28 protein-coding genes are annotated in these 25533 nt (G+C 31.1%); 5 read left to right on the top strand and 23 right to left on the bottom strand.

Annotated features, from left to right (window positions below):
• Positions 1–173 precede the first annotated feature (173 nt).
• The 12 genes from ACZYT4_RS07485 to ACZYT4_RS07430 all read right to left on the bottom strand — a co-directional run bounded on the left by ACZYT4_RS07485 (position 174) and on the right by ACZYT4_RS07430 (position 9527).
• Positions 174–587, bottom strand: a complete 414-nt coding sequence (locus tag ACZYT4_RS07485; protein ID WP_463784185.1) for a hypothetical protein — start codon at positions 585–587, stop codon at positions 174–176.
• 128 nt (positions 588–715) lie between these two features.
• Entirely contained in the window at positions 716–1717 is a 1002-nt protein-coding gene (locus ACZYT4_RS07480; RefSeq protein ID WP_463784183.1) for a DUF362 domain-containing protein, read from the bottom strand.
• A gap of 169 nt (positions 1718–1886) precedes the next feature.
• Positions 1887–3314 (bottom strand): 6-phospho-beta-glucosidase, encoded by a 1428-nt coding sequence (locus ACZYT4_RS07475; RefSeq protein ID WP_463784182.1) that lies wholly within the window; start codon positions 3312–3314, stop codon positions 1887–1889.
• A 19-nt stretch (positions 3315–3333) separates the two neighbouring features.
• Positions 3334–3999: a DUF6198 family protein gene (locus ACZYT4_RS07470; RefSeq protein ID WP_463784180.1), complete on the bottom strand. Its 666-nt coding sequence runs from the start codon at positions 3997–3999 to the stop codon at positions 3334–3336.
• A gap of 71 nt (positions 4000–4070) precedes the next feature.
• Positions 4071–4817, bottom strand: coding sequence for a MurR/RpiR family transcriptional regulator (locus ACZYT4_RS07465; RefSeq protein ID WP_463784178.1), 747 nt, complete (start codon positions 4815–4817; stop codon positions 4071–4073).
• 182 nt (positions 4818–4999) lie between these two features.
• The gene (locus ACZYT4_RS07460) at positions 5000–5629 is read right to left on the bottom strand and encodes an NAD(P)-dependent oxidoreductase (RefSeq protein WP_463784174.1); all 630 of its coding nucleotides are present in this window, start codon (positions 5627–5629) and stop codon (positions 5000–5002) included.
• Between the two features lie 130 nt (positions 5630–5759).
• Complete coding sequence (locus ACZYT4_RS07455; protein WP_463784170.1) at positions 5760–6566, bottom strand: HAD family hydrolase; 807 nt, start codon at positions 6564–6566, stop codon at positions 5760–5762.
• A gap of 45 nt (positions 6567–6611) precedes the next feature.
• Entirely contained in the window at positions 6612–6878 is a 267-nt protein-coding gene (locus tag ACZYT4_RS07450; protein WP_087244270.1) for a hypothetical protein, read from the bottom strand.
• Positions 6879–6895: 17 nt separating this feature from the next.
• Positions 6896–7729, bottom strand: a complete 834-nt coding sequence (locus ACZYT4_RS07445; protein ID WP_087936073.1) for a PTS system mannose/fructose/sorbose family transporter subunit IID — start codon at positions 7727–7729, stop codon at positions 6896–6898.
• 1 nt (position 7730) lies between these two features.
• A complete protein-coding gene (locus ACZYT4_RS07440; RefSeq protein WP_087297519.1) occupies positions 7731–8573 on the bottom strand; it encodes a PTS mannose/fructose/sorbose/N-acetylgalactosamine transporter subunit IIC in 843 nt (280 codons plus the stop codon).
• 25 nt (positions 8574–8598) lie between these two features.
• Entirely contained in the window at positions 8599–9090 is a 492-nt protein-coding gene (locus ACZYT4_RS07435) for a PTS sugar transporter subunit IIB (RefSeq protein ID WP_087244267.1), read from the bottom strand.
• A gap of 14 nt (positions 9091–9104) precedes the next feature.
• Positions 9105–9527 (bottom strand): PTS sugar transporter subunit IIA, encoded by a 423-nt coding sequence (locus ACZYT4_RS07430; protein WP_087244266.1) that lies wholly within the window; start codon positions 9525–9527, stop codon positions 9105–9107.
• Between the two features lie 502 nt (positions 9528–10029).
• On the opposite strand from ACZYT4_RS07430, the gene ACZYT4_RS07425 reads away from it, so the two are divergent.
• From ACZYT4_RS07425 to ACZYT4_RS07415, 3 genes are read left to right on the top strand one after another with little or no spacing between them, the layout of a single operon-like run.
• Positions 10030–10599: a DUF3990 domain-containing protein gene (locus tag ACZYT4_RS07425; RefSeq protein ID WP_463784189.1), complete on the top strand. Its 570-nt coding sequence runs from the start codon at positions 10030–10032 to the stop codon at positions 10597–10599.
• Positions 10599–11015, top strand: a complete 417-nt coding sequence (locus ACZYT4_RS07420; RefSeq protein ID WP_191341275.1) for a hypothetical protein — start codon at positions 10599–10601, stop codon at positions 11013–11015. The genes ACZYT4_RS07425 and ACZYT4_RS07420 overlap by 1 nt, the downstream gene beginning before the upstream one ends.
• 1 nt (position 11016) lies before the next feature.
• Positions 11017–11502 (top strand): NADAR family protein, encoded by a 486-nt coding sequence (locus ACZYT4_RS07415; protein ID WP_168081917.1) that lies wholly within the window; start codon positions 11017–11019, stop codon positions 11500–11502.
• A 143-nt stretch (positions 11503–11645) separates the two neighbouring features.
• On the opposite strand, the gene ACZYT4_RS07410 is transcribed toward ACZYT4_RS07415, so the two are convergent.
• The 7 genes from ACZYT4_RS07410 to ACZYT4_RS07380 form a co-directional block, all read right to left on the bottom strand.
• Positions 11646–12932: an ABC transporter substrate-binding protein gene (locus ACZYT4_RS07410; RefSeq protein ID WP_463784162.1), complete on the bottom strand. Its 1287-nt coding sequence runs from the start codon at positions 12930–12932 to the stop codon at positions 11646–11648.
• Positions 12925–13599, bottom strand: a complete 675-nt coding sequence (locus tag ACZYT4_RS07405) for a response regulator transcription factor (protein WP_087244262.1) — start codon at positions 13597–13599, stop codon at positions 12925–12927. The genes ACZYT4_RS07410 and ACZYT4_RS07405 overlap by 8 nt, the downstream gene beginning before the upstream one ends.
• A 20-nt stretch (positions 13600–13619) precedes the next feature.
• The gene (locus tag ACZYT4_RS07400) at positions 13620–14909 is read right to left on the bottom strand and encodes a sensor histidine kinase (RefSeq protein WP_463784159.1); all 1290 of its coding nucleotides are present in this window, start codon (positions 14907–14909) and stop codon (positions 13620–13622) included.
• Positions 14909–15862, bottom strand: coding sequence for a sugar ABC transporter substrate-binding protein (locus ACZYT4_RS07395; RefSeq protein WP_463784157.1), 954 nt, complete (start codon positions 15860–15862; stop codon positions 14909–14911). Before ACZYT4_RS07395 ends, ACZYT4_RS07400 begins: the two co-directional genes overlap by 1 nt.
• A gap of 144 nt (positions 15863–16006) precedes the next feature.
• Positions 16007–17443, bottom strand: coding sequence for a 6-phospho-beta-glucosidase (locus ACZYT4_RS07390; protein ID WP_463784153.1), 1437 nt, complete (start codon positions 17441–17443; stop codon positions 16007–16009).
• A 221-nt stretch (positions 17444–17664) separates the two neighbouring features.
• Entirely contained in the window at positions 17665–18246 is a 582-nt protein-coding gene (locus ACZYT4_RS07385; protein ID WP_463784151.1) for a PTS sugar transporter subunit IIB, read from the bottom strand.
• 16 nt (positions 18247–18262) lie between these two features.
• A complete protein-coding gene (locus ACZYT4_RS07380) occupies positions 18263–19369 on the bottom strand; it encodes an aldo/keto reductase (protein ID WP_463784149.1) in 1107 nt (368 codons plus the stop codon).
• Positions 19370–19568: 199 nt separating this feature from the next.
• Here ACZYT4_RS07380 and ACZYT4_RS07375 point away from each other — a divergent pair, with 199 nt between their 5' ends.
• A complete protein-coding gene (locus tag ACZYT4_RS07375) occupies positions 19569–20453 on the top strand; it encodes a MurR/RpiR family transcriptional regulator (protein WP_168081905.1) in 885 nt (294 codons plus the stop codon).
• 31 nt (positions 20454–20484) lie between these two features.
• Here the strand turns inward: ACZYT4_RS07375 and ACZYT4_RS07370 are convergent, their stop codons facing one another.
• The 4 genes from ACZYT4_RS07370 to ACZYT4_RS07355 are packed head-to-tail and all read right to left on the bottom strand — an operon-like array spanning position 20485 to position 24412.
• Positions 20485–21198 carry an SDR family NAD(P)-dependent oxidoreductase gene (locus tag ACZYT4_RS07370; protein WP_463784145.1) on the bottom strand — a complete coding sequence of 238 codons (714 nt, stop codon included), beginning with the start codon at positions 21196–21198 and terminating at the stop codon, positions 20485–20487.
• A 10-nt stretch (positions 21199–21208) separates the two neighbouring features.
• Positions 21209–22357, bottom strand: a complete 1149-nt coding sequence (locus ACZYT4_RS07365; protein WP_463784143.1) for an MFS transporter — start codon at positions 22355–22357, stop codon at positions 21209–21211.
• Between the two features lie 12 nt (positions 22358–22369).
• Entirely contained in the window at positions 22370–23185 is an 816-nt protein-coding gene (locus tag ACZYT4_RS07360) for an aldo/keto reductase (protein ID WP_463784138.1), read from the bottom strand.
• Positions 23186–23221: 36 nt separating this feature from the next.
• Positions 23222–24412, bottom strand: coding sequence for an MFS transporter (locus tag ACZYT4_RS07355; RefSeq protein WP_463784135.1), 1191 nt, complete (start codon positions 24410–24412; stop codon positions 23222–23224).
• Between the two features lie 270 nt (positions 24413–24682).
• Here ACZYT4_RS07355 and ACZYT4_RS07350 point away from each other — a divergent pair, with 270 nt between their 5' ends.
• Positions 24683–25513, top strand: a complete 831-nt coding sequence (locus ACZYT4_RS07350; RefSeq protein WP_463784133.1) for a histidinol-phosphatase HisJ family protein — start codon at positions 24683–24685, stop codon at positions 25511–25513.
• Positions 25514–25533 lie beyond the last annotated feature (20 nt).

Below are 25533 nucleotides of genomic sequence, written 5' to 3'. Positions count from 1 at the left end.
TAGCTGCTTTTTTCATATCAATCATCTTCCTTTCGCCTTATACAATAAATCATTTTGTATAAATATCCAATCGATTCCCTAAATCAGGAAATCGAAAATCAATTATTAAAAAATAAAAAAGTTGTACCGACATAGACTCATATTTTGATGTCTATTCGATACAACCTGAAATATTATTTATAGTGACTTACCTCTTTAATTAAATCTAATAAATTCTGATCTGTAGTAAGAACAAGATTCAATAGATTATATTGATCTTCAATTGTTAATCCTGATTCCAATAACAAATTGATAAATGATTTTAAATCATCTGTCACAGTCAATTCATAAGATATCTGAAAATCATATTGATGATTATCGATGGTATGAACTTCAAGAGTGATTTGCGCAGAATCAAAACGAACGCCCGTAGAAATTCCATAACACACCTTGATTGATTCTATGTCAGAATATTTTATAATTATCTCAGAATCTTTCTTTTTTAACTTTTCATATAAACTTAAGTGATCATAATAGATGATGACCTGTTTATGATTATCAATCAAGCAACCATGTTTTTTATTACCTACTAATGCGAAATCTGCCATATTCTCTCCTCCTCACTTTATGGCATATTCTATACTTTTAGTATAGCATAATATAGATAAAATGATGGCTTTTATAGGCTGATTTTTTAAAATATTTATATAAAGAAAAACCAAAGGTTGCCCCTTGATTAGTCTTTAAAAGGTTTTACATCTTTAACAGCTTCCTGTAATGATATTTCCTGATCATCATGATCAATATCGATAAGTTTGTATTTATCATTTCCCATAGATAATTCTTTCATATAAGTTAATTGACGTAATCCATGACGTGTTTCCATTCTTTCTACAAGATCATGATGATCTTCTTCTTTCATAGCATAAACAAGATCGACTGAAGCCTGATCAATTGCCAGAATATCTAATGAAGCCAAAATACCAACATTTGGTGTCACAACTGGTGCTGCAGCTGTTCCTTCACAATCACAAGACACAGACATATTACGCATCACATTGATAAAGACAATCTGATCTCCAAAATGATCAACAACAGCCTTTGCTGATTCTGTCATACGTTCCATAAATTCCTCTTTCGCAATATCCCACATATCATCAGAACCAGGCGTTGTATGTATCATAGCTTTACCAATACGCCCATCAGCACATCCAATACCAATATTCTTATTAGATCCACCAAATCCACCTTGTGTATGTCCTTTAAAATGTGTTAAAACAAGCATAGAATCATAATTCATGATGTTCTTTCCCATCGTCATATGGTCGAACCATTTTCCATTTTTCACTGGTAAATCAACAGTTCCATCAGCATCCATAATATCTACTGGACAGAATGTCCATCCATTGACTTTTAAGGTTTCAAGATGCTTGTCTGTTGTATAACGATCTCCTTCATAATACGTATTTGTTTCCACAATCGTCGCTTCTGGTAATTTTTCATCAACAAGTTTTTTGACCCATGGACGTGGAATAATATTAGGTCCATGTTGTTCACCAGTATGTAATTTAATGGCCACTTTTCCTTTGACATGTTCCTGAATACGTTCATAAATTTTCACAAGTCCTTCTGCTGAAAGATCTCTTGTGAAATAAACAATAGATTCTTTTCCACTTCTTTCTTTGTAAGGAACATAATGATCTCCATTTGTTCCGGGAATAGGTTTTTGATTTGACATTTTCTGTCCTCCTTTCAATATTTCATTAATAAAATTATATCACTCATAAAAAAGAGAAACAAGATACGAAAAAAGTTCTAAATAATTCTTATTAACTTATTAGGCAACTCTTTGTCAATTTAAACCCAAGTTCATTTTTATTAATATCTTTAAACCAGATTTTGTAAAATCAACTCAGATCTTCACCATTCGTTTCTATAACCTTTTTATACCAATAAAAAGATTTTTTCTTGATTCTTTTAAATGTACCATTTCCTAAATTATCTCTATCCACATATATAAACCCATATCTTTTTTCCATTTCACCTGTTCCATTAGAAATTAAATCTATACAACCCCATGTCGTATAACCAAGAATGTCAACCCCATCATCTTCAATTGCTTCTTTCATTGCTTGAATATGTTTTCTTAGATAATCAATACGATAATCATCTTGAATTGTTCCATCTTCTTCAATAATGTCTTTTGCACCTATTCCATTTTCTACAACAAATAGTGGTTTTTGATAACGATCATAAAGTTCATTGATTGTAATTCTAAATCCCAATGGATCAATTTGCCATCCCCATTCACTAGATTCTAAATAAGGATTGAATACCGAAGCAAATATATTACTTTCTGTTTGCTTTCCTTTTTCTGGAGAAGCACTGCTTACACGTGAAGAATAGTAAGAAAAACTAATAAAATCAACAGTATTTTTTCTTAATATTTCTTTGTCTCCCTCAACAAAAGGAACACTTGCATTTTTACTTTCTATCCATTTTAAAGCATATGCAGGATAATATCCTCTTGATTGGACATCAATGAACATGTAGCTTTCTCTATTATCACACAAAGCTTTCCAATAATCTTCTGGTCTACACGTTTCAGGATAATACGATCCAGCAGCCAACATACATCCTATTTGATTTTCTGGATTAATTTGATGGGCCATCTTCGTTACTAGAGCACTAGCAACTAATTCATGATGAGCAGCGGTTATCATTGCCTGATATTGATTTTCACCTTCTTCAAATCTTAATCCCGCAGCTACGAAAGGAAAATGTAATATCATATTAATTTCATTAAACGTCAACCAATATCTTACAAGTTCTTTATATCTCCTAAATAAAACTTGAACCAATTTCATATAACAATCTATCATTTTTCTACTGCGCCAACCACCAAACTTATTGATAAGATACATAGGACAATCAAAATGATTAATTGTCACCAATGGCTCTATACCATATTTTTTACATTCTTTAAAAATATTTTCATAAAATTTCAATCCTGCTTCATTAGGCTTTTCTTCATCTCCATTAGGAAATATTCTTGTCCAGGCAATGGATAAACGAAATGTCTTAAACCCCATTTCTGCCATTAAAGCAATATCTTCTTTATAGTGATAATAAAAATCTACTGCTTGATGACTAGGATAATACACATCTTTTTCAATACAATTACTTATTTTCTTTCCAGTTCCAACTAAATAACGCTCTTTACCATATGGCATCAAATCAACATTTGCCAATCCTCTTCCATCTTCAAATACTCCACCTTCAACTTGATTAGCAGCTGTTGCACCGCCCCATAAGAATCCTTCTTTAAATCCCATTTTTTCTTCCTCCAGTATCTTATATTAATTGTTGACTTAATTGATAAAAACATGGTTTAAAATCAAATACGTAATCGAGACTATTTTTGAAAAAATTAATAATTGCTCCATTTAATAATGTCATGATTATTGTTCCTACACCAATACCAATAAATCGTTGAAACAACAACCCTGATAACAATAATGCTAATAATAGAAATAATAAATCAAATAATGTTTTTACTTTTTTTATTGGTAGATGATATTTTTCAACAATTCCTTTAACAAAGAAATCATAAACCTGTGGACATAAATAAGTTTGATAAAATAATGCTATAGCAAACGCTGATAAAAGCATTCCAACCACATAGAATAATATTCTAGTTATAATACTTGTAACAACTATATTTTGAAATAATATCTTTTCCCACAAATCTAATATAAACCCATATAATATGCCAGTAACAAAAGACATTAAATAAATCATTTTAAATTTTTTTACTATCAAACAAAATATAACTAATAAAATAGCTTGAATGATATATTCTACCTGTCCAAAAACTGGTATTTTTTGACTTATTGTATATGCTAGAAGCACAATCACTGACATCCCATAATCAGCAACTTCCATCATATTGATAGATAATGATAATATAATAATAGCCAAAACATATACAAATTCACTTTTTACTTCAATTTTTTTCATGTTTTTACCTCCTACCGTTACAGAATAAAAAAAACATGAAAAGAAATCAAAAAAGTTTCCATAATGGAAACCTAGACACTTATTTGTAAATTCATAATTAATATATTTAAAATATATGTCATGATCAATTCATTGTATTGAATGTTATTTGATGGAATATACAATTGTTGTTTGCAAAACACAAGAGAATCATGACAAGTAATCAGCCATTTGTTAACATTCATTTCTTTTAATTTTTTTATTTTTCGTCTTTCATATCTAAATAATTGCCCATTTGTACTCAAAACAATAAGTATATCATTTTCATGGAATTCATAATTTTTAGAAAGTTTTTCGTCAAGTATTATAACAGAAATATCCAAATACTTTAATTCTCTTTGAATGTCATAACAATTACCTCTAACATCGCCATGCCCATACAAATACATATAATGACAAGATAACATATCTTGTGTGAGTTGCTCTAATTTCAAATAATCTATTTTTTTTATAGTATAATTTAAGCATTGTTCATAATTTTCTGTTACTGTATAAATATTTTGAGTTAGATTTTTTCTTTTGTTAAACAATGGAATTTTACGTATTAGAGAATCTTTATATGACTTACAATCAGTTTTAAATTCAGCAAAACTATCATACCCCAATTGTCTAACATATTTGGATATTTGCCCTTTTGATACATAACAACCTTCTGCAATTTGATTAATATTCATGTTACTTATTTCACTTATGTTATCTTTTACATAAATGCAGAAATCTTTTAATGAATGATTCTCACCATAGCTATTGATTATATCATTTAATTTATCAACAATCATAATTATCTCCTGTCTTTTTCATCATTATACATTGTAAAATACAGTGTTATAAAGATTAAAAATCTAATCTCCCAAAATTTTCATATAAACACAAATAATTATCTCATGAAGAAAATTAATTGACAATATAAATCAAAAGTGTAATTTTTCTTTAAGACGAAAAAAGTCCGAAATGATCGGACCTATTTTCTCACAACACTGATTCTTTGTTGAATATGATTTCCTTTTTCGATTTCATCTACCATCGCAATAGCATAATCAGCATATGAAATAATGCTTTCTCCTTTTTCATTCAATGTCAATTCTTCTCCACCTAAAATATATTGACCTGTTCTTTCTCCTTCTGCTTGGAAATCTCCAGCTGGACTGATATATGTCCATGTGACATCATTTCTTTGTCTTAATTCACCTAACGCTTTGGCCATAGCGGCTGCTAATGGTTTAAACATTTCTGGGAAATCGGCTCCATCTGATACACATAAGGTATGTTCCTTATTGACATATAAACTTCCTGCTCCACCAACAATACATAATCTGATATCTGTTCCTGATAAAATATCACATAAATGTTTTAATGATGTACTATGTCCTGGAAGTTCTTCAGGAGCCCATGCACCAAAGGCATCCACAACAACATCAAAACCTGCTAAATCTTCTTTTGTGAGATCATATAAATCTTTCTTAATGACATGAGGAGCTACACTCTGATTGTCTTCTCTAACAACAGCTGTCACATTCATTCCTCTTTCTACAGCTTCCCTAACAATAAGCTGTCCTGCTTTTCCATTTGCACAAACAACCGCAATTTTCATATTCTTTTCCTCCTTTATTTTGTTGTAACTTTTCTTATTACAACTTCATTATATATTTCTTAAGTTGTAATGTAAATAGTTACAATAAAATAATTTTATTATTTTTCCTATCAAAAAAACATGAAATGTATTACATCCCATGTTCTTCCTTTTTATCTAAACTTTTTAAAGCATGATAAATACCATCATGATTATAATCCTGAGTGACTCTTCCGATTTTCTTTTGAATATCTACGGGGGCATTTCCCATCGCCCAGCCATATCCAACTTCCATCAACATATCTAAATCATTATACTGATCGCCAAATGCTACAACATTTTTTAATGGTATATGCCATAATTGACAAAGCTTTTGAACTGCTTTAGCTTTATTGATCCCTAAATCTACAATTTCAATCAAAATATCAGAAGAGCGAACAATTGTACATTGAGGAAAAGCATGTTGGAGATGTTTTTCGATGGTGAAAATCTCAGATGAATGACAAATGCAAAGAATTTTATGAACTGTTGATAATGTCTGTAAGTCTTCTAGAGTCGCTTCTAAAGATTGTGCTTTCACAATGCTTTCTTCTCTTAAAATACGCTCATCATGACGACTTTTAACAAACCATTGATCAAAAGAATAAACACACCAGGCAACATCAAATGCTTCTAGTTCTTTTAAAACTTGTAATGCTGTTGTCGTGGCCATACCTTTTTCAGCTAAAATATGTCGCTGCTGATCCATAATTAAAGCTCCATTATAGGCAATAATTGATGCTTTCAATTGATAATCTTTAAGTATAGGGAAAATACCTGATGGACTACGTGCTGAAACCACAACAAAAGGAATATTTCTTTCCATCAATTGATGAAGAGCTTTTTGTGTCAATGGTGTGACTTGATGATTTTGATTTAAAAGTGTTCCATCAACATCACTAAAAACAACCTGATACATAATATTTCTCCTTTATACAAAAAGGGATTGTTTAATAACAATCCACTATTTGATCTGATTAATGATTTTTTGAACGTTATCATATCCGTTTTTATAGCCAAGTCCTACAAGAACACAAGAGAGGATGCTGATAATCAAAAGTATAACTCCTAGAACTTGTATAAATGGATGAATGGATGAACCAAATAGAACAAGAACGAAAGAAATTGAGGAAAATATAATAAGATTTCTTAACCATTTTTTTAAATGATTTAACATTTTTGTTTGATATTGTACTTCTGCTATATATGCTTTTTTCAGTTTGGCATCCATGATATCGTCTCCTTTGATTAATATTGTAAACCTGGATTAAAGAATCCAACTAATACACCAACAAATGCAATCACAACAAGTAATAACATAACTTTGATTGGTGACATTTTTCTTTTAGCAAGTAAATACCAGCAAAGCATAACAAATGCTGCCGTTAAAAATCCTGGATAAACACTATCCAAAGTTTTTTGTAAATTCAAGTATGGTTCTGTGGCCCCTTCAGCTGTCAAAGTAAAACTTGTTGAAACTGATACCCAAGTTGCTGCTACAGCCCCAATAACAATACCACCTAACATTGTAATTGACTCTCTTAAAGCCTCTCCTTGAGGTCCAACTAAGAAATCAACGGCTTTCCCACCTAATTCATATCCTTTGAAATATAAGAATTTCATTCCAAAGTAAGCAAATAAGTTCCAAACAATGATATAGAAGATAGCTCCTAAAGGTGATCCCCCATCAGACATTCCTAATGCAACGCCTAATAAAATAGGAATGACTGTACCAACAACTAATGAATCTCCAATTCCGGCTAAAGGTCCCATTAACCCAGCACGTAAACCATTAATTGTTTCATCATCTACATCATCACCATTGGCACGCGCTTCTTCCAAACCAGCTGTCATACCAACAATGACTGAACCAATTTGTGGTTCTGTATTAAAGAAAGCTGTATAAGTTTGCATAGCTTTGGCTTTATCTTCCTGTTTGTCATACAATTCATTAACAACAGGAAGCATTGAACATAAATATCCAAAAGTTTGCATATGTTCCTGAGAGAAACATGTTAAGTTTCCATAATACCAATTATGAAATGACTTTGTCAGAGTCTTTTTTGTTAATTTCTTTTCCATCTTAAATATCCTCCTCGTCATCATCATCAGTTTCTGATGCAGCTGCTGGCTTATTGATTGCTAACATTTTAATACGATAGTTAATTAAAGCAAACATTCCGGCAATCACTGTTGCAGATACAAGGTTAATACCTAATGCTGCTGCTAGAGTAAATCCAAAGAAGAATGGAATAAAGTCAACTGCTTTTGTTGCAATCTGTTTCAATAAAATCGCAATTCCAACACATGGAAGTAATGATCCAACAGTAAATAATGTCATCATTGCAATACCATCCATTGGTAAATAATTTTTAATTAATTCTACCATTGGAGCTCCCATCTTACACATAATCAAAGTTGGGATAAATGAACAAAGAATATGTGAAATCCAAGGTAATCCCATATTGACAACATATAATTTATTGAAATCACCTTTTTCTACAGCACGCCATCCAATATGTTGCCATACAAGATTGATTGTTGCTGTTCCATAAAACAAAACAGTTCCTAAAGTTCCAACCATTGTTCCAAATGAAGTTGCCATAGCTTGTCCATCTGCACTTCCGGCATCTAAACCATAGCTCTTTAATGCAATCATAGCTAGTGGAATTCCAATGTAACTTACAGCACGAACGTCAGCTGAAACAGTTCCTCCAGGTGTAACTAAAGCAATATAAACGACTTGCATCGCTACCCCAACTAAAATACCTGAATAAATATCTCCTAAAATAATACCACATACCAATCCACCAATTAATGGTCTACCTAAAGTGTAGTTACCAATTGATGTTCCACCTAAACCTGGCATACTTGATAAACAGGCAAAGAGTCCAAGTAAGGCAGCTTGAATCCAACTAATTTCCATAATAATGAAACCTCCCCTTTATTTTTTAATATCCAAATTTTCCTTTAAAATCATCCCATGTTCCAATAGAAACATCTGGTAATAAGGCAAATTTGATTTTATAACCAGCTTTAGCAATTTTCTCGAAAGCATCTGCTTCTTCTTGTGTAATAGACTGGTTATTTCCTAATTTGACTGCCCCTTCTCGATCATTACATGGTCCAACAATGACTGTATCAATACCACATTTGAACCCTTGATCCACTAAAATTTTACACATATCAACTGGGTTTTTAGTAATCAAGAAATATCTTGTATCACTATCTAAAACCTTTTGTGCCTTTTTTTGAAAGTCATCCAATGTCCAGACAAATGTTTTCTTTCCACTGGCAGCTTTATAAGCAGCTTTTAACACATCATTTTTAGCTGCTTTATCATTCACAGCAATCAATCCATCACATGGATATTCACGAGCCCAACGTGTACATGTTTGCCCATGAATCATACGATCATCAATACGAATAAATGAAACTGACATATTATTCTCCTCCTTTAAATATCATCTTCATCATCATTAACAACTTTAAATTCTTTTAAAGCACTTTGTGCTTCATTTAAAACTTGTACAACAAGGTCATCACGTGCCATTGTATCTTTCATCAATACTGTTGTTAAAGCAAGTGGTAAATTCATTCCACCTATTGTTGTACAATGTTCACTTAATCCTTTTTCAGCGATTACATTCATAGCTGTTGTCAGTGGAGATCCACCAATCAAATCACCTAATAAAATGATTTCATCATCTTGATGAATACCCTCAATAACATGTGAAAATTCTTCAGCGAATTCATCAGCACTTTTTCCATTTTTTAAACCAGCTGATAAAACATCATCACGTTCTCCTGCTAACATGGAAAGTGCATCTTTTAATCCATCAGCAAATTGTCCATGACTTACCAAGACTAAGTATTTCATTTCTTTTTTCCCCTCCTCTTTTTGACACCATTATTGTATCAATTAAGCCCTTTCATTCCATCTGTCTATTGTCACATTTTTATCATGACAGATGATAGAAACAAATATGACATTTGTCATGCTTTTTTAATAAATTGCTTTTCTTAACAATTAACTCTTGTACTCAATAAAAACATATAGCAAAATTATCCATAAGAAGAATGAATTGTTATTATAGAATGGGATATTTTATCAATATAAATCTCATCATGAAATATTCAAAGTAATTAACAAGAAAGATGAGAAAACACTTATATTTATACAACAAGATGGAGCTATGTTATTGCTGTCATAAATGACTTTCCACATAGATAAGTTTTCAGTATAGTTTTATTATTATTAACTCAGTTGAAAAGAAAGGAACAGATCATATGACGAAAATTATTTTATATCATGGAAGTCCTCATAAAATGATTAAACCTACTTATGGCTATAGAGAAGATAAGCATGATTATGGTAGAGGATTTTTTACCTAACTGATAATTTAGAATTAGCTAAAGAATGGGCTGTATGTAGGCCAAATGACAATAATGGCTGGGTTCATACATTTGAACTTGATACTACTGGATTAGATATTATCAATTTTCAAAATATAAATGTATTATCATGGTTGGCTGAACTAATGAAACATAGAGATGCCGATAAATCTAGAAGATATTCATTGCTATCAAAAAAATTTATTAAAAAATATGGTATTGAAACAAATCATTGTGATGTTATCGTTGGTTATAGGGCTAACGCTTCATATTTTTATATTGCTAAAGCTTTTGTAAGAGATGAAATAGATATTGATCTATTGGAAAATCTTCTATCATTAGGGGGATTAGGTATCCAGTATTGTATCAAATCACAAAAAGCCTACTTGCAACTTGTAGAAAATGAAAATAAACTTATAAGCGTTGAATATAATCAATATAATGAAAAATATAATCAAAGAGATGTTAATGCAAGAATGAAAATGAAAGAACTTATCAATTCTGATAAAAATAAACTTAACAATGTTTTTAGTGACTTAATAAGAGGTGATGAATAATGCATGCATATTCGGAAGCTTATGTAGATGATGTTGTTGAAAATCAAGGAAGATTATTTGACTACTTCGCTCAAACATATCCAAATAAAAGTACAGAAGATTTTATAGTCACTTATATGAAAAGTAAAACAAGAAAAAGTATTGACGATTCAAAAGCATATGTTATGACTATGGATTTTGAAGAATTGTGGAATTATTTTTATACTACAGAAGATGTTGACATAAAAGATGGTGAAACTATCCCAGGATTTATTCCTGATTGGATTGGCGAGTTTTATGCCTATTATCAATGGTTTTATAATATCCCTAGTTCTTTAATCGTAGAAAAGATTCCCGTAAATTATCTCATTCACGCATATCCTGGTCTTCATGATTTAGATTTAGAATTAGCAGTCAAGAAAGTGGGTGAATACTAATATGGATTTTGTTTTCTTTCATAACCCAGATGAAGAAAATGGATATTTAAGCAATTGGTACATATCACAGTTTACTATACATGATATGTCCTTTTCTTCTATGGAACAATACATGATGTATATGAAAGCTAAATATTTTCATGATCATGAAATAGCTGAAAAAATACTATCTACTGATAATCCTGCCACTATCAAAGCGTTAGGAAGAGAAGTTTCCAATTATAATGAATCTTATTGGAATGGTATCAGGCAAATTATTATTTATGAAGGTTTATTAGCTAAATTTTCACAAAATGAACAATTAAAAATAGAATTATTAAACACACAAGAAACTATATTGGCTGAATGCGCTGTTGGCGATAAAATCTGGGGTATTGGTTTGTCAATGAATGATAAAAAAAGATATGATATGTCTTATTGGAAGGGTAAAAATTTACTAGGATATAGTCTTATGATGGTGAGAAACAAAATAAGAGAAAGCCTCTAATTACAGATACAAAAGAATATAATAATGAAATATAAAAAGAGATTTCTTAAATGATAGCGTAAAATCATTGTTGAAATCTCTTATTTTTTCATGACTCATTATAAATCATAAACAAGTTAGAAAAATATACAATTTTTGATGCTTTATTCTCTTAAATATTCATTAACTTCATTTTGTAAAGACATTAATGATAAATCTAAATCTTCATTATTTTGTATCATCTGTTGTATCTGTGTATCCATCATTGTTAGAGTGGCATTATATTTTCGAAATTGATTTTGATTCATAGCATTTTCCATAACATCATTCAACAAGCTTAAATCAACTTGCGTATCTCCTAAGGATTCTTCGTTGAGTAGACTTAATGCTTCAGTTGATTGAATAACAGTTTTTAAAGATGATATTCCCTGTGAATAGCGAAAAAGACTTTCTTGCGTTTCTTGATCATATGTTAGTAGTTTTAAAAAATCCCAGGCCCGCTGTCCATAAGATGTACGAGCAGAAATACCCATCAATAATGAAGACACTTCACTACGACTTTCTGTCATCCCAGGCATAGGAACACAATCCCATTCAAACTGAGAATATTTTTGAACACGATAAGGATAAGGCTTATAAGTACGATATTGTGCAAAAGGCATCGGAGAAAATGCCACCTTCCCTGTATCAAAATCCTGAGAAGTCACTGTATAGCCTTTATTCAATTGATTCAATCTCTGAATGAAAGCAATCGCATTTTTTACAGGTTCCTGGTTTAAATAACATGTCTGACCTGTTTCATCAAACAAACTAACTTCATGACTATAAACAGAGTCTAACCAATCATAATTATAACAACCATATTGGTCAATCTGTCCATCATTATTCGTATCTTTTGTTACTTGTTGACAGATATTATAAAAATCATCTAAAGTCCAGTCATTACTTGGAAGATCTATATTTTCTTTTTGCAGTAATGTTTGATTCACAAACATTAATGTTGGATTACTTTCATAAGGCAAAGCATACTGATGATGCTGATATTGCCCTGCAAGCAAGGCGTTTTCATAGTAATCATCACTATGAAACTGACTATCTTTTTGCATAAAATCATCTAAGTTCTTTAATGCACCTAGCGCACTTAAAGTATTAAAATCTTCACTTAAGACCATAAAGATGTCTGGTTCTTCTCCTTTTAAATATTGAGCAGATAACCATTCTGAATAATCATCTTTTAAAATACCACTTTCATATTCAATATGAATATCAGGATTTTCCTCTTCATATCTTTCAATAGCCTGATCAATAATTTTATAACAATCACCATTAGGTACATCCCAGTTACTTCCAGCAAAAATACCAACTTTTAAAGTTATGCGTTGAGGGCGCCAAACAACACATAAAAGACATCCCAATACAACCAGTATACAGACTATCTTTTTTCTACTCATCGCTAAAATCCTTTGTCGTAATACCTGTTTGTACCGCCCATATTGCCAGTTGTGTACGATCTCTTAAATTTAATTTAGATAAAATCGAACTTAAATAATTTCTTACTGTTCCTTCTGATAGAAAAAGCTTTTGTGCTATTTCTTTATTGGATAATCCAAATGCAACTTGTTGAATCACTCGCCATTCAGGATGACTAATATCTTGAATAGCCTCTTCATCAACCTGAATTGCATAATTATTTTGTGTCATTTTAGAAAACATGCTGAAAACTTTCGTGGCAATATCGGGATTAATCATAGCTCCACCACTATTCACAGTGACAATAGCCTGATAAAGCTCATCCATTCCTACACCTTTCAATAAATAACCACTCGCTCCATATTTAAGCGCACTAAATACGAAATCGTCATCATCAAATGTTGTCAAAATAATAATTTTTGTTTGAGGATATTTTTCCTTCACAATTTTTGTACAGTGAACACCATCCATTCCTGGCATACGAATATCCATCAAAATGACATCAGCTGTTTCTTGTTCAAGAATATGAATCACTTCAAACCCATCCGATGCAACATCTACAACCTGGATATCTTCATGTGTCCCTAATACAATTTTTAAAGATTCTCTAATCAATTCCTGATCATCTGCAATAATCACTTTAATCATTATCTGTCCTCTCCTCTTACTTATACTGGTATTTTAGCGATTGTCAAAAAGCCATGATGACCATCAAACTCTACCTGACCATTAATAACCGCAAGACGTTCTCTCATTTGTGTTAAGCCAAATCCATAATGGACATGATCACAACCAATTCCATTATCTTGTATTTTGAGATATAAGAAATGATTTTCCTGATAAAGATGAATATGAACTTCTGTCGCATGTCCATGACGCAAAGCATTCGTAATAGATTCCTGTATAATTCTAAATAAAATATCTTCTTTTGTTTTTTCCAGATCTATATTTTCTAGTTCATACTCTAATGCAATCGTCAGATCACTTACACTGGAAAATTCTCCTATCATACGTTCTATAGCTTCTTTTAAACTATGTTCTTCTAAAGCTCCTGGTCTCAACTTATTTAAAGAATTACGAACATCTTTAATGCCCTGCCTGACAACTTTTGAAATAACTTGTAGCTGCGCTTTCGTTGCTTTAGGATTTTGATCAATCATCGCAATACAAGCATCCACTCCTGCTGCTATTCCCGTCAAGGCATGACCTAAAGTATCATGAATTTCTCTAGCCAGACGTTTTCTTTCATTGTTTTCTCCAATTTTTTCGGTAATGGCTGCATAATTTTCTAATTCTTTATTCACCTGATGCACCATATCCAATTCTTGAGAAATATACTGATTCTTTTGTATTTCATCTACCAGATAAACAATCATAAAAGCAATAAACAATATCATATTGAGCGTTTCTAAACATGACTTACTCATCATAAAGATACCATTAATTTGTGATCCATAGATTTGAAAATATTCATTTATACTTGTCAATGGAAAAATAGCCGAAAAAACATCATAACTAGATATTAAATAAGCCACAACCAAAACCCAAATAAACCACTTAGAATATCTTCCATCTCTTAAATGAAATATACAATCACAAAAAACAAGCAACAAGATACCATTATATTCCATATACAGAAAATATATTAAAGTAAAACTAACAATCATTTCAATAAAGCTATAAACAAAATTAAGTCCTTTATGTGCAGTCACTTTCTCACTACGACTATACATGATAAAGATAAAGATACCATACAATATCAATGAACCAAAAAATGCAGCAATAGGCTGATGTGGTAAGTGAGTAATACGATCTAAAAAATCTCTAGATAAACGTGAGGAAACAATATATTGTGTTGTCAAAAGGATAACTGTACCATAAAAAACAATAATCAGCATATTCAAAATCGTCATTGCATTTCTTAAAAATGATAATAAACGCTGATAAGAATATTGCATTATTGCCACCCCGTTTCATCATACATTTGAATATTATTTTCATTAATCAGTTGAACAGGTATGACAACTTCATTTTCAATATCTTTTCCTGCTAAGTATTCATACATTTTTTCTGCTGCCAGATGCCCAATAGAAATAGGTGATTGAGCGACTGTTCCAGCTATCATTGCATGACTACCTATAAGTGTTTTCATATCAGGTGTTCCATCAACTCCATAAACAACTGTATTTTCCTGATGATGTGCTTCCAATGCAGCCAAAGCTCCTAAAGCACTTGGATCATTCAATGCCATGACAACATCAATATTTGATTGACGCTGTAATATATCTTCCATTAAAGGCATCGCCAGTTCTACCTGGCCTTCACACTCACCTTCATCTACAACTTGATATTGTGATAATCCATCTATTGTATCTAAAAAACCATCTATGCGATCTTTCGCAGATTTGACATTTGTATGTTTCAACAAAACAATGCGCGCAGAATCAAATCTTTTCATCATATCATTGGCACATTGTACCCCTGCATCATAATTATCTGAAACAATTGTACAATTCACAAGTTCTTCATTTTTAACAGGTGCATCCACAACAATAACAGGTATTCCAGCTTGATGAGCCGCTTCTAATGCTGGTGTAATTTTCTCAGAATCAATGGGATTAATAAAAATACCATCTACATGATAATCAATAAATGAGTATATCTGTTCTATTTGTTTATCCACATCTAAAGCAGGATCTCTGACAAGAAGCTGATCGCCATTGTCTTCTATTGCTTTCAATAACTCATTGTTGATAACTTCATAAAAAGGATTATTCATTGTCATGTATGTCACACCAAATATGCGATTTTGTGTATTAGGATATTGATAATGATAATAAATAATTCCTATCATCAACGCACCAATGATGCCTAAAATCACTATTAATGATTTTAAATTGTTTTTAACCATGATTTCACCACTTTTCCCATAATTCTATCTTATCTATTTTTTCAAATATTCTCAATAATAAATATTTTCAAGTCTATGATTTTTTACAAAAAAAGCTCCAAGAAAATCTTGGAACCTCTTTTTAATATTGTATTCTCTTTTTGATTAATCTAAATCTTCACCATTAGAAGCAATGACTTTCTTATACCATTCATAAGAATCTTTTTTGCTTCTTTCTAATGTTCCATGTCCTTCATTATCTCTATCTACATAAATAAATCCATAGCGTTTTTTCATTTCTCCTGTTGTAAATGAAATACAGTCAATACATCCCCATGGTGTATATCCCATTAAGTCTACTCCATCTTCTTCTACTGCTTTCTTCATTTCTTCAATATGTGCTCTTAGATAATCAATACGGTATGGATCATGGCATGAACCATCTGCTTCTTTAACATCTATTGCGCCAAATCCATTTTCTACAATGAATAATGGTTTTTCATATCTTTCATAGAAAATATTCAAGGCATATCTTAATCCTTCTGGATCAATAGCCCATCCCCAGTCAGAAACTTTGACATATGGATTTTCTACACTGTATTCACTAGAACCATCTGTTGCCTTAGAAACATCTTTATGCGCTGTTGAATCTACAGTGTTTGTCATATAATAACTGAATCCAATATAATCCACTGTTCCCTCTGCTAAGATTTTTTTATCCTCTTCTGTAATATCAATATCAAATCCTTTTCTTTCAAACATCTTTAAAGCATAAGCTGGATAATGTCCTCGACATTGGACATCACAGAATAACCAGCGATCATGCATCATTTGTACTGATAACACCATATCCGCAGGACGACAAGAGTATGGATAAATAGGAACCATGGCTATCATGTTTCCAATCTTGAAATCAGGATTGATTTCCTTACCTGCTTTGATAGCTAGAGCACTGGCAACTAGGGTATGATGAGCGCATTTATACATGGCTTCCTCTGGATTATCATAATCTCCAAAATGAGCTCCACTGTTTGTCCATCCGAAGATATCATTCTTATAATTCATCTGATTGTTGATTTCATTGAAAGTCATCCAATATTTGACTTTATCTTTATATCTTTCAAAGCAGACCTTTGCGAATTTCACAAAGAAATCAATTGTCTTTCTGTTCATGAATCCACCATATTCTTTGGCTAAATGATATGGCATTTCAAAATGAGATAAAGTAATGACTGGTTCAATACCATATTTTAATAATTCATCAAAAACATCATCATAGAACTGTAATCCTTCTTCATTAGGTTCTTCTTCATCACCCAATGGAAAGATACGTGTCCAGGCAATAGATGTTCTAAAACATTTAAAGCCCATATCAGCAAACAGGGCAATATCTTCTTTATAATGATGATAGAAATCAATCCCAACATGATTAGGATAGTATTTTCCTTCAATCACACCATCCGTAATTTCTCTAGGTACGCCATGTGCTCCTGCTGTCATGACATCTGCCACACTTAAACCTTTTGATGTTTCTAAAACACCACCTTCAAATTGATGGGCAGCTAAAGCTCCACCCCATAAAAAATCCTTACTTAATACCATCTTCTTTCTCCTTTCCTCATATAAAATATAAGCTTATAATTTTATTATAAGTATATTTCTATTGATATCAATGTCTTTTCATCTTATTGGTTTTTTAAGCCCAACAAAACCATCTTTAATGGAAATATTTGATAAGATGAACACATAATTTTAACAAAATAACAGAAGAAAATCATATAAACATATATTAAATTATGATTATTACGCATCGTTAAAAACATCTATACAAAAATACTTTCTAAAGTATGATTAACATTTCCTGTCGCAAAATCCATAGCTTCTACTTCCATAACCTTTTTGCCAAACTTTCTTTTTAAACTTGGATACATATAAGCCACTTGAGGTGCTAATAAAATGATATCATAATCATTTGCTACCTCTTCTACATTCATTATTGGATAAGCATCCACAATGATATTTTGTTGAGTCTGTTGCATTAAAGAAGCATAATAATGACTTGTTAAACCTGATGTACAACAGATTAATATTTTTAAAGAAGAAAGTTTTAAAGAGGAATTTACTTTATTGTGATGATTCTCATCTTTTAGAAATTGGAAGAAAGAGAGAATGTTTTTTCTGGTTGATAAAATATCCATCATTTCAAAATGTAAATAAAACACATTCTTTTCAGTCCATTTATCCTCAATAGATAATTCCATCATGTTAAACTCTTTATAAAATATGATATGAGCATGATACTTATCATTACAAAAACACACAATATTCTTGTCATGACAGATATGTGCATTTTTCATTGTGCTCACCCAGCGATAAAAATAACGAAATAAATAATCACGACTCATGATTCCATCTCCTTTTCTATGAATCAAAAACTTCTGATACTTCTTTGAGTAAAGATATAATCTCTAAGTGCTGTGGACAGACACTTTCACATTGTCCACATGCAATGCAAGCTTTAGCGGGTTGATAATCTCCTGTGCTATGATCTTTATAGTATGTATCATAACGTCTATTTTCGCCATACATTTTGGCACTGTTATAAGCTGTAAATAAATCCGGTATTTGAATATGCATTGGACAGCCTGGTGTACAGTAACGACATTTTGTACATGGAATAGTTGGATATGATAAGACTTGATCTGTAACTTGCTTGATCAATTTGGCTTCTTCATTATTGATTTTTTCAAAATGAGTCATCGTATCCAGATTATCATTCATCTGTTGTGCATTCGACATACCTGATAAAATTGTCATAACACCATCTAAGGATGCAACATAACGCAAAGCCCATGATGCTATAGATTTTTGAGGAGCGTAATCTTTATATATTCTTTCAATATCATCAGAAAAGCTTGCCAGTGTTCCACCTTTTACAGGTTCCATCACAACAATGGGTTTATGATGTTTTCTAGCTACTTCATAATTTCTTCTTGATTGAATCACTCCATTTTCCCAATCTAAATAGTTAAGTTGTAACTGTACAAAATCTATTTCAGGATGCTCTGTTAAAACTTTGTCTAAAAAATCAGCATCATCATGAAATGAGAATCCCATATATTTGATTTTTCCCTGCTTTTTCATTTCTTGAATAAAATCAAAACATTGATATTTTTCATATGTTGGATAATGACTCTTTTCAACACTATGCAATAGATAGAAATCAAAATAATCAACACCCGTTCTATTTAATGATTCCTGAAAAATCCTTTCAACATCTTCCTGACAAGTTAATTTCCATGCAGGAAGCTTATCTGCTAATGTATAAACATCTCTAGGATACTTTTCAACTAAAGTTTGACGAATAGCTTCTTCACTTCCTTCATACACATAAGCCGTATCAAAATAGTTAAATCCTCTTTCCATATAAGAATCAACCATTCTCTGGACTTCATCTAACTTGATTTGACCTTGCTTGTCTTTTGGTAATCTCATTAACCCAAAACCTAATTTTGACTTTGATAACATACGATTCCTCCTTATCATTTTTATAAGCACTTTTATCATATTGATTTTAGATTCATTAAACAATGGTATTTCATTGAAATAAAACTCCATTTACAAATAAGTTGTTTTTAATACGCAATTCTGTAAATTCATTTTGAATCTTTGGGTGATTCTAGAGTCCTTAAAAAAATTATGCTATGATAAAAATGAGGTGATATCCATGTTAATTAGAGAACGATTAGAAAGATGTGACTTTTCTCATAGCGAAAGAGTCATTATTGATTTTATTTTAAAAGAAAAAATGAAAATTAAGGATATGACAACCAAGGATATAGCAAACGCTACATATACTTCACCTTCTACTTTAATCAGAATTGCACATAAGATGAAATTCAAAGGATGGAATGAATTAAAAGAAGCTTATTTAAAAGAGGAAGAATATCTGGAAACACATTTTTTAGATGTAGATGCAAACTTTCCATTTACCAATGATGATACAATTATGTCTATTGCTTCCAAACTTGCGACTTTAAAGAAAGAAGCCATTGATGATACATTATCACTTGTGACTCATGATGATTTACAAAAAGCTGTTCAAATCATTCGTAAAGCGTCTTCTATTTATGTTTTTGCAGTCAGTAACAATGGTCTGATTTCACAGGAGTTTGCACATAATATGTCTAGAATCCAAAAGAAAGTCACTATCTGTCATCTGCAAGGAGAACTGGTTTATAGTGCTATGAATGCTGAACCTCAATCTTGTGCTATTATTGTTTCTTATTCAGGTGAAACACCCATTCTTTCAAGAGTCATTCAAGCTTTAAAAGCCAATGGCATTCCCATCATCGCTTTAACAAACATCGGTGAAAACACTGTTTCTAAACATGCAGATGTGGTTTTAAGAATTTGTACAAGAGAAAAGCTTTATTCAAAGATTGCGACTTTTTCTACTGATATTTCTTTTGAATATATATTAGATTTACTTTATTCCTGCATCTTTGCATTAAACTATGATCAAAACGTAGAAAGAAAAACAAAGATTTCTTCAATGATTGAAAAAGGACGTTTTTCAACCATTGATATTATGAAAGAAGATGAATTTTAAAAAAAGATATAGCCATTGCGCTATATCTTTTCTATCCCTTATATTCCCATCCATGTTCTCCATGATAAATCATCTGTTTTGTCATACCACCATCAATACAGATGTTTTCACCTGTGATAAAACTGGCTTTATCGCTACATAAAAATAAAACCATATGAGCAATATCTTCAACTTTGCCAATACGTTTAACAGGATGTTGTAAAACATCTGCTCCCTGATAAACTGTCTGGTCTGATTCTGTTTGAATCCATCCAGGTGAAATAGAATTCACACGCACTTTTCCAGCTAAGGACATGGCTAAACTATGCGTTAAGGCATGAATACCACCTTTAGCCGCACTATAGCTTTCACTTTGAGGCTGACTCATCCCATCTCTTGATGAAGAAATATTGATAATACAACCTCCTTTATGAAAATCATCTTGAAACAATTTCGTCAAATAAAACGGACCAGTGACACCAACAGATAAAGCATATTGAAATTCATCATAACTACATTCTTCAATTCCTTTAAACAGTGGTTTTGCATTATGAATCAAATAATCTATATGTCCATAATCATCAATCACTTTTTGATGAAACTGTTCTAAAATATCTTGACTGCCAACATCACCCTGAAAATAATCATTCTTTTCAGTATCAATAATGCAAACATGTGCTCCTTCTTTTTGAAACATTTCAGCAATGCATTTCCCAATACCTTTAGCGCCACCTGTCACAACCACAACCTTATCTTGAAATTCCATAAAAAACCTCCTAATCAAATAAATGTTGATGATTTCCACTTGGTATTCTATAAAAGATACAAATCACCATACCCACTATAGATAATAAACATAGAATTAAATAAAATATATCATATGAATAAAAATCAATCAAATATCCAGCAACAAACTGAAATACAATAGAGCCAAAATTACGACATGTCTGAACAAGGGCTAAGGCACTCATCTGATGTTTCATATCCACAATCGTTGCGACAATTTTTAAATTCAACATGATAAATAACATTGTGGAAACTGCTTTTGTACATATTGATACAATGATTACAATCATTGCCTGTTTTATAAAGGAATAAGTAAAAAACTGTATTGTTAATAATAAAAATATACCGATAAGTAATTGTTTATTGGTTAATCTGTTCATATAATACTGTGAAAAATAAATAATCGGTAGTTCAGAAAGAGTCAAAATAAAAATCACTGTTGATATTGTATTCATTGATAATCCCAAATTTTGAAACATAGCTGGTAAATAGGTTGTATTGGTATTTGTTATAGCATAGAACAGACATACAATGATTAAATAAATGATAAAGTTTTTTTGAAATAAACCTGTTGTTTTTTCTTTCTTTAGGGTTTTGATCTGTTTTACATTTTGTGTGCCATAAATACCTATGACACATAAAATCAATCCTATCGTAAAGAATGCATACATAGCTTCTGGTGAAACATCATCATAAATAACACCTGATATCTTAGATGCAACCGCATAACCAATCGTTCCCCAAATTCTAATCTTTCCATAGGAAAAACGTGATAATGTTGCCATATTCTCAATAACAGGATTAGCCGCATTAAATAATCCTAAAGCTAAACTATAAATCAAAGCAATCATATAAATATTTTGAGCATAAATAAATATGATTCCTAAAACTGCTGCTAATAATAAAATCAACATATTTAATCTTTTTTGAGAATAATGATCATTGAAATAACCGACAATAGGTTGAATAATCATGGATAAAATAAATGAACATGAGACAACCATAGAAACTTGTGAAGCATGATAACCTTTATCCATCAAATAAACAGATATATATCCAGAAAAAACAGCTAATGAAAAGAAATAAAAGAAATACATGAGTAAATAACTGAAATAACTATTTTTATAATGTATACGCATAGACATTCTTCCTTAAAAATCAAAATGGTCTGGATCAGGTCCGGTTCTTTTATTTTGATTCAGTGCATTCATGATCTCCATTTCTTCTTTCGTTAATTCAAAATCAAACAAATCAATATTTTCTTCAATACGTTCTTTATGAACTGATTTAGGTAATACAACAATATGTCTTTGTAGCAACCATCTTAAAATAATCTGTGCTGTTGATTTATGATATTTATCAGCAATCATTTGAATAGCAGGCATATGTAAACAGGCTCCACTTCCTAGTGGTGACCAGGCTTCCAAAACAATTTTATTGTCCTGACAAAACTGTATAGTTTCTTCATCCTGCATTTGTGGATTGATTTCTATTTGGTTCACTGCTGGAATCTTATGAACCTGAGATAATAAATTTTGTAAATGTGATTTTCTAAAATTAGATACACCTATACTTTTGACAAGTCCTTCTTCTTTCAGTTTTTCCATTTCTAAATAAGCTTCAACATAACCTTCTACAGGCCAATGAATTAAATATAAATCTACATAATCCATCTGTAATTTCTGTAAACTTGTTAATAAAGCCTTGCGTGTATTTCCAGCTCTGATATCATCATTCCATAATTTCGTCGTGATAAAGATATCTTCTCTTGGTATTCCACTTTCTTTGACAGCCTCTCCAAGAGCTTCTTCATTACCATAACAGGCTGCAGTATCAATATGACGATAACCCGCTTTTAAAGCATCTAAAACAGCCTGTTTTGTATCTTTTCCACTTTGCCATACACCTAAAGCAATAATAGGCATCTTTTGACAACAACATAATTTGACTTTTGTATTCTGATTCATTTTCATCTCTCCTTATTCTTCTCTTATTTCCAATTTCTAACTAAATAATCTTTTTTCATTTCCTCGATCAATCTTAAAGGAAATAACTAATAATAAACTGATCACCATGCAAATCAGACAAATCATATAAAGATAAGAATATGAGCTCATGTCCAGTATGTATCCAGCTGCATTTTGAAATATAATCGAAACTAGATTTTTTAATGTCGCAACAATGGCTAAAGCAGTTATTTGATGTTTTTCATCAATTAATGTGTTCACAACTTTAAGATTAATCATTATAAATAACATTCCAGCAGGATGCTTGACTAAAAAAGTGACAATCACAGTCATCCACATAGGCATGTCTAATCCATATACACCACATTGAACACAGACCATTGTCGTCGCAATCATCAATAATGTCTTATTAGATAAACGATCCATAAAATGAGCGGATAATAAAACAATAGGTGCTTCACAAAATACAGCAATAGACAAGACTGTTGAAGCTGTTCCAACATCTAATCCTTTGTCTGTTAACATAGATGGAATAAATGTATTAGACATATAAGTCACACCATAAAACAGACCGCAAATCAATAAATAATATAAGAATTTTTTATTTTTTAATATATCTCTTGTTTTGACTTTCTCTACATTTTGAGATTGTTTTTGCATTTGAGGTTGTGTTCCTAACAAACCAAGAATACATAAAAACATAGTCAAAACAAAAACAATAAAAATAGCCTGTGGAGAAATACGCTCATAAAGAAGGCCTGCTAATTGTGATCCTAAAGCATAACCTATTGTTCCCCAAATTCTAATTTTTCCATATTGATAAGGCGAAGCTGTCGCAATTTTTTCCATGATAGGATTCACACCATTAATCATCATCAATACGACACTATAACTCATCATAATCATGATCAGACTTCGTGATATCATAAAAATAAGGCCACCCACAATTGCAATGATAAATAAAATGGTATTGACTTTTTTAAGATTGTATTGGTCATTCCATTTTCCAATAATCGGTTGTGTTATTAATGATGTTAAAAATGAAGCTGAGACAACCAATGAAACTTCACTGGCTTTAAATCCCATCCCCATCAAATAAACAGAAATCAAGGCACTGAATAATGCCCATGATAAATAATAAAAATTATACATGAGAAAGTAACTTAAATAACTATTCTGATAACGTTGCCAGAGACTTTCCATTTTATAATTTCTGATACTTTCCATATTTTCTCTCCTTTCTGCTTCTAATTTAGCAAAAAGGATTTCGTGATAAAATACTTGAAGGAAAATTTCAAAACCTGTTTGAAAAAATAAAATAGATTGATTGATATTTTGTAAATAAAATTTACAAATACTTTTCCTGAGATATAGAAAATATTTTTCCACAAAATAGAAAATATCTTGTTTTATGGAAAAATATTTGTCATATCTATGATTTTCACTTTTTATTTCATATTTTTTTGATAAACTAGACATAAAGACAGGAGGGATTTTATGCTTTGTGATTATCATGTACATACTCACTATAGTGATGACAGTGAATATCTTATGGAAGATGTTGTGAAAGATGCTATCAAGAAAAATTTATCAGAAATTTGTTTTACTGATCATGTAGATTATGGAATCAAATATGACTGGGATGATCCAAGAGCTTTTCAAACAAGAGATGGCATGTCTTTTGCGAATGTTAACTATCCAGAATATGAAAAAGAAATTCTTGATTTGAAAGACAAGTATAAAGATCAAATCACATTAAAAATGGGATTGGAGTTTGGTATTCAGACACATACAATAGAAAAATATCAGAAATTATTTCATCAATATCCATTTGATTTTATTATTCTTTCTATTCATCAGGTAGAAGACAAAGAATTTTGGACACAGGATTTTCAAAAAGGCAAAACACAGCTAGAATATAATTTACGTTATTATCAGGAAATGCTTGAAGTCGTCAAAGCATATAAAGATTATAGTGTTTTAGGACATATGGATTTAATTACTCGCTATGATTTGAATGGTGCTATTGACTTCACTTATATACAAGATATTGTGAAAGATATTTTACAGATTGTTATCAAAGATGGTAAAGGCATTGAAATCAATACTTCATATCATCGTTATGGCTTAAAAGATATGACCCCATCTCGAAATATTTTAAAGCTTTATAAAGAACTGGGTGGTCAAATTATTACAATTGGTAGTGATTCACATCAACCCGATCATCTCGGTGCTTATATTGAAGAAGCCAGAGAAGAACTTAAAAAATTAGGCTTTGAATATTATTGTACTTTTGATAAGATGCAACCTATATTTCATGAACTTTAAAAGCTAACCCCAGGGTTAGC

The sequence above is a fragment of the Massilimicrobiota sp. mt181 genome (assembly GCF_055420065.1).
The sequence above is the reverse complement of the archived record's forward strand: the minus strand, read 5'-3'. Positions and strand labels throughout refer to the sequence as shown.